Genomic DNA, 6000 nt, shown 5'->3' with positions numbered 1-6000 from the left:
CCCCCCGGCGCTTCCCCCTCACTCACTCACTCAAGCACCACGCGGGATCGCGTCGGCGCCTGGAGGAGCAGTGCGCACGGCCCCCGGGCCGTGCGCACTGCTCCTCCAGGCGCCGACCTAAAGGCGATCCCGCCCGCGACGGCGGAGCCGGCGCCATCAAACACAGCCGGTGACCCTCCAACCCCGAAGGACCACCACTTGGCACCGCAGGTTTCCGGGCACGAGCAGCCCGTAGGCACCACCCGTACGCTCGAGTCCACTTCGGACGGTGCGGTAGTCAAGCGAAGCGTCCTCCCCGGCGGCCTCCGAGTAATCACCGAGCACGTCCCCGCGTCCCGTTCGGCGACAGTCGGCCTATGGGTAGGCGTAGGTTCCCGTGACGAGCCGCTCGCCGTCGCAGGCGCCGCGCACTACCTGGAACACCTGCTGTTCAAAGGAACCACCAACCGCGACGCCACCCAAATCGCGGAAGAGATCGACGCAGTCGGCGGCGAATTCAACGCCTTCACCGCGAAAGAGCACACCTGCTACTACGCCCAGGTCCTAGACGCAGACCTGCCCCTGGCGCTCGACCTCGTCACCGACGTCGTCTTCGAAGCGCAGTGCACGGACCGCGACATGGACATGGAACGCAGCGTCGTCCTCGAAGAGATCGCGATGCGCGACGACGATCCCGAAGACCTGCTGCACGAGGAGTTCGTCAGCGCGATCATCGGCGACCACCCGCTGGGCCGTCCGGTGCTGGGCACGGAAAAGTCCATCACCGAGATGTCGCCGTCCGCCCTGCGCGGCTTCTACCGCCGCCGCTACACCTTGCCGCGGATGGTGCTCGCAGTCGCCGGGAACGTCGAACACGCGCAGGTGCTGCGACTGGTCAAGCGCGCGCTCAAAGACCGCCTCGGCGGCACCGCGACACCGGTCGCGCCGCGCTCCGGCCGTGCGCGGCTGAAGACCGTGCCGAAGCTGGCCCTGCACCCGGACGACACCGAACAAGCCCACGTGATGCTCGGCTTCCGCGCGCTGCCGCGCCACGACGAGCGCCGGTTCACCCTGTCGGTGCTCAACGCGGCGCTCGGCGGAGGCATGAGTTCCCGGCTGTTCCAGGAGATCCGCGAGCGCCGAGGCCTGGCGTACCAGGTGTATTCGTCGGTGGCGAGCTACGCCGATCTCGGGCACATGTCGGTGTACGCGGGTTGTCAGCCGGAGCGGCTGGGCCAGGTCGCGGGCGTGATCCGCGAGGTGCTCGACGGCGTGGCCGCGGAGGGCCTCACCGACGCCGAGGTCGCGCGTGCCAAGGGGCAGCTGCGCGGCGGGCTCGTGCTGGGCCTGGAGGACACGTCGTCGCGGATGTCCCGGATCGGCAAGAACGAACTGAACTACGCCCGGTACCTGGGCGTCGACGACACGATCGCGCGGATCGACGCGGTCACGACCGAAGAGGTGTGTGCGCTCGCTCGCACTCTGCTGCGGCGCCCCGGCGGGGTGTCGTCCGCGGCGGTGGTGGGGCCGTACGCTCACGCCGACGACCTGCCCGACGATCTGCACGAGGTGATCGCGTCATGACCGAGTCCCCGATCCGCGTCGGCGTGCTGGGCGCACGCGGCCGCATGGGTGCCACCGTGGTGAAGGCCGTGGAAGGCGCCGCGGACCAGGAACTGGTGGCCGCGCTGGACGCGGGCGACGATTTCGCCGCACTGGAGAACGCCCAGGTGGTCGTGGACTTCACTCACCCGGACGCGGTGATGGACAACCTGCGCTGGCTGATCGCGCACGACCTGCACGCGGTCGTCGGCACCACCGGCTTCAGCGAGGAGCGGCTGGCCGAACTGCGCGGGCTGCTGGCGGACAAGCCGCAGCTGGGCGTTTTGATCGCGCCGAACTTCGCGCTGGGCGCCGTGCTGGCGATGCGCTTCGCGGCGCAGGCGGCGAAGTTCTACGCCTCGGCGGAGATCATCGAACTGCACCACAACCGCAAGGCCGACGCCCCGTCCGGCACCGCCGCGCACACCGCGCGGATGATCGCCGCCGCCCGGGCCGAGGCTGGGGTCAGTCCGGGACCGGACGCCACGACGTCCGAATTGGACGGTGCCCGCGGCGCTTCCGTCGAGGACGTCCACGTGCACTCGGTCCGGCTGCCCGGTTTGGTGGCGCACGAGGAAATCCTGTTCGGCGGCGAGGGCGAAACCCTGACCATCCGGCACGATTCGCTGGACCGGACGTCGTTCATGCCGGGCGTGCTGCTCGGCGTGCGTTCGGTGGTGTCGCGTCCCGGCCTGACGGTCGGCCTGGAGAACGTGCTCGACCTGTGAAAGCTCGCAATGTCGCGCTGCTGATGACGGCGGCGCTGGTGGTGTACTTGGTCCTGCTGGCGGACCGGGCGGTAGCGCTGCTCGCGACCGGGACGGCCGCCGGGATCGCGCTGGGCATCGGCGTGTTCCTGCTGCCGCTGCTGGGCGTCTGGATCGTCGTGGTGACGTGGCGGTCCGGCGTGCAGATCCAGCGGCTGTCGCGGCAACTCGACGCCGAGGGCGGCCTGCCGGACGTGTCGGACCTGCCGCGCCGCCCGTCCGGCCGCGTGGACCGCGACGCCGCGGACGCGTGGTTCGACGAGCGCCGCGCGGAAGTCGAGGCGAGCCAAGAGGATTGGCGGGCTTGGTACCGGCTGGCGTACGCATACGACATCGCGGGGGACCGGCGGCGGGCTCGGGCGACTATGCGCAAGGCGATCGATCTGGAAGCCGCGGAACGCAACTAACCGCTCACCTTGCGGTGCAGATGTCCGTGAGGGGAACCCTGAGGGACTCAGAGTCCCTCAGGGTTCCCCTCACGGACTTTCGCAGGAGCGTTGTGGCAGTGGGCTTACTGCAGCCAGCCGGCGAACATCGCCGGCGAAGCTGCCAGCAGGCTGAACCGCACCCACCGCCCGGCCAGTCCGGCGGCGAGGAACGTCGACAGCCGCATCCGGACCATTCCGGCGAGCACGCTCGTGGCCATGAACGGCGGCAGCCCGACGAGCGAGCTGATCCCGTAGGTGCCGGTCATCCAGTGCGGATGGCGCTGGCAACGCTCGCGCAGCGCCTCGATCTTGCTGCGGATCACCTTGGTGCGCAGTTGCCAGCGGACCCGGCGCGGGGTGAGCGGGCGTTCGCGGTGCAGCCGGTCGTGCAGGAATTTCGGGAGCCGGATCGAGCCGCGGGCGGCCAGGTAGTACAGCAGTTTCCCGGCGATCTGCCCGACCGCGACCGCGCCGCCCAGCCACAGCCAGTGCACGTTGTGCTGGCTCGCGCACAGGCCGATGACGAACAGTTCGGCGTTGATCAGCGGCACGATCGCCGAGCCGAAGGCGACGCCGAGGGTCAGGAGCACCCAGCCCATCGTGTCACCCCCTTCGTGTCGCCGCTCACTCCAAGCTATCAGCCATCACGAAAAGATCACGGGGGCTAACCCCACTCTTTCCGCTGGCGCCAACCCCAGAAGATCACCTGGCCGACCGGTCTCGGACACCTTCCGCTGCCAGGATCGGGCAGGTGCCCGAGGTGCCGATCGCCGACCGTTTCGCCGGATTCTGCGCCGCCGTCGTGCGGATTCTGCCGTTCGGATTGTCCCGGGTCGTCGCGCCGAGTTTCCTCGGTTTCGCGGTGATCAACGGCTTCACGTTCGGCGTCGACCTATTGCTGTTGACGCTGTTCCACGGCGGGCTCAAGTGGCCGGTGTGGCTGTCGATCAGCCTCGCGTACGTGGTCGCGTTCGGGCTGAGTTTCGCGCTGAACCGCGCGCTGAACTTCCGCTCGCACGCGCCGGTGGGCCGCCAGGCGGTGCTGTACGCGGTGGCGATCGCGGTGAACTACGTGGCGTTCCTGCTCGGGCTGGGCGCCGGATTGTCCGCGCTGGGCCTCGAATATCACTTGTCGCGGTTGATCGCCGGGGCGTGCGAGGGCGTGTTCATGTACTCGGTGATGCGCTGGGTGGTCTTCGCGAAGCGCGAAGAACAGGTCAGTGTGTGAGTTCCAGTTCCAGGGTGCCGGTGAGCCGGACTTCGCGCAGCGTTCCGCGGCCGGTGTCGAGGGTTCGAACCGTGCCGTCGGGGGACCAGCCGGCGCGGCGGTAGAAGCCGAGCGTCGCGTGGTCGGACTGCGCGACCCAGGTGATGCCGCGGCTCAAGCCGTTCGCGCGCAGATCGGCGGCGGCGGTCGCCAGCAGCCGTCCGGCGTGCCCGCGGCGGCCCCAGCGCGGTTCGACGACCAGCGACGCGATCAGTCCGGGCGCGTCCTCGGGCTGCGATCCGTCGGCTGCGGCGGCCTCGTCCTGCGGGGCCGGGCCCGCGACGCAGTAGCCGACCGTGAACGAGCCTTCGACGGCCAGGTAGACGCGGGAATCGGGGTACTCGATGGTCTCCGCCCAGGTGCCCTCGAGATCGGCCTGGTCGAGTTCGTCGATGGCTTCGGCGCCCAGGAGGTCGGCGTAGGCCGCCCGCCAGGTCAGCCGCTGGATGCGGGCGATCTCCGCGGCGTCGGACGGGTTCGCGGGACGGACTTCGGCGGCACTCACGCGGGCAATGTACCGAAACTGTCGGGGGTGGCTGGCACCATGGCGGAATCATGCAGACGATCAGCCTTTCCGCCGCCCGCCGCACCGCTCTGGCCGCGCAGGGGTTCGCCGACCCCCGGCCCGCTTCGGCCCCGACCCGGCGGCACCTCGCCAAGGTGCTGTCGCGGGTCCAGTTGCTGCAGCTGGACTCGGTCAACGTCGCCGTGCGCGCGCACTACATGCCGCTGTTCTCGCGCCTGGGCGGGTACGACCCGGCGCTGGTCGACGAAGCCGCGTGGAGCCACCGCGCGCGACGGCCCCGGCTGCTGGTCGAATCGTGGGCGCACGAGGCGAGTCTGCTCCCGATCGAAGACTGGCCGCTGCTCAAGTCCGGCGCGAAACGGGACGGCTGGTGGCGGAATTACACGCGGGTGGTCGACACGGTGCCCGGCCTGCTCGACGATGTGCTGGCGGTCGTGAAGGAACAGGGCCCGATCGGTGCCGGGGCGATCGAAAAGGCGCTGGAAACCGAGGCGGTCCGGCGCGGGCCGGGTGCGTGGTGGGAGCGCTCGGTGGTGAAGAAGGCGTGCGAGTACCTGTTCGGCGTCGGCCAGTTGAGCACTGGCACCCGGCGATCTTTCGAGCGGCTGTACGACCTGACCGAGCGAGTGGTTCCGCCGGAGATCTTGTCCCGCAGGGTTTCCGCGGAGGAGGGTGCCCGCGGCCTGATCGACCGTTCGGCGCGGGCTCTTGGCGTGGCAACGGAAACCGATCTGCGCGACTACTACCGCCTCGGTCCGGATGTCTCCCGGCAAGCCGTTCGGGAACTGGTCGAGGAGGGCGTCCTGGAGCCCGTCCAGGTGGCTGATTGGCGCGCGGTCGCATACCGGCACGCCGAAGCGCGCACGCCGCGGGCAGTGTCCGGACGGGCGTTGCTGTGCCCGTTCGACCCGCTGATCTGGGAGCGCGCGCGGACGGAGCGGTTGTTCGGATTCCGGTACCGCATCGAGATTTACGTGCCCGAACCGAAGCGGGAGTACGGGTATTACGTGTTCCCGTTCCTCTTGGACGGCGTGCTTTCGGGACGGGTGGACCTGAAATCCGACCGGGCGGCCGGGGTGCTGCGGGTGCAGGGCGCGTTCGCCGAGCCCGGGGCCGACCAGGCGCGGGTCGCGGCGGAGCTGGCCGGGGAACTGCGGGCGATGGCGGAATGGCAAGGGCTGGACGGCGTCGTCGTGGGGGAGCGGGGCGATCTGGCCCGGGCGTTGCGGCGCGCGGTGAAGTGAGCCGGGCCTCGTGAGCGCTTACGCCGGTGAGAACCGGCACAAACACTCACGACGCGCGGTGGGTGCCTGCTGCGAGGGCTGGGGTTTGGGACGTGCGGAAGTCCTTGCGGCGGTTACGGCTTTGGCGCGTGGGGATGCGCGCTGGGGTGGCTTGCTGTGGCGCGTGGGGACCCGTACGGAGGCGGCT

At 70.0% G+C, this 6000-nt stretch carries 7 protein-coding genes; 5 read left to right on the top strand and 2 right to left on the bottom strand.

The annotated features are described in order from the left end of the window. Positions 1 to 198: 198 nt before the first annotated feature. Genes D0D37_RS38215 through D0D37_RS38205 form a run of 3 tightly spaced genes read left to right on the top strand, consistent with a single transcriptional unit; the run spans position 199 to position 2755 of the window. On the top strand, positions 199 to 1563 hold the full coding sequence (locus tag D0D37_RS38215; protein WP_116205454.1) for a M16 family metallopeptidase: 1365 nt from the start codon (positions 199 to 201) through the stop codon (positions 1561 to 1563). After that, a complete protein-coding gene (gene dapB, locus D0D37_RS38210) occupies positions 1560 to 2309 on the top strand; it encodes a 4-hydroxy-tetrahydrodipicolinate reductase (protein ID WP_116205453.1) in 750 nt (249 codons plus the stop codon). The genes D0D37_RS38215 and dapB overlap by 4 nt, the downstream gene beginning before the upstream one ends. Continuing rightward, positions 2306 to 2755, top strand: a complete 450-nt coding sequence (locus D0D37_RS38205) for a tetratricopeptide repeat protein (RefSeq protein ID WP_162834684.1) — start codon at positions 2306 to 2308, stop codon at positions 2753 to 2755. The genes dapB and D0D37_RS38205 overlap by 4 nt, the downstream gene beginning before the upstream one ends. A gap of 104 nt (positions 2756 to 2859) precedes the next feature. Here the strand turns inward: D0D37_RS38205 and D0D37_RS38200 are convergent, their stop codons facing one another. Further along, positions 2860 to 3375, bottom strand: coding sequence for a YqaA family protein (locus D0D37_RS38200; RefSeq protein ID WP_116205452.1), 516 nt, complete (start codon positions 3373 to 3375; stop codon positions 2860 to 2862). Positions 3376 to 3527: 152 nt separating this feature from the next. Here D0D37_RS38200 and D0D37_RS38195 point away from each other — a divergent pair, with 152 nt between their 5' ends. Beyond that, positions 3528 to 4004, top strand: coding sequence for a GtrA family protein (locus D0D37_RS38195; RefSeq protein ID WP_244223816.1), 477 nt, complete (start codon positions 3528 to 3530; stop codon positions 4002 to 4004). Here D0D37_RS38195 and D0D37_RS38190 read toward each other — a convergent pair. Then, positions 3994 to 4548: a GNAT family N-acetyltransferase gene (locus tag D0D37_RS38190; protein ID WP_116205451.1), complete on the bottom strand. Its 555-nt coding sequence runs from the start codon at positions 4546 to 4548 to the stop codon at positions 3994 to 3996. The two genes, D0D37_RS38195 and D0D37_RS38190, sit on opposite strands and share 11 nt — an antisense overlap. 50 nt (positions 4549 to 4598) lie before the next feature. On the opposite strand from D0D37_RS38190, the gene D0D37_RS38185 reads away from it, so the two are divergent. Beyond that, positions 4599 to 5813, top strand: a complete 1215-nt coding sequence (locus D0D37_RS38185) for a winged helix-turn-helix domain-containing protein (protein WP_116205450.1) — start codon at positions 4599 to 4601, stop codon at positions 5811 to 5813. The last annotated feature ends 187 nt before the right edge of the window (positions 5814 to 6000 follow it).

Source organism: Amycolatopsis circi, assembly GCF_003385235.1.
Classification (GTDB): domain Bacteria; phylum Actinomycetota; class Actinomycetes; order Mycobacteriales; family Pseudonocardiaceae; genus Amycolatopsis; species Amycolatopsis circi.
Note: the sequence above shows the minus strand (reverse complement) of the source record. Positions and strands in the feature narration are given on the sequence as shown.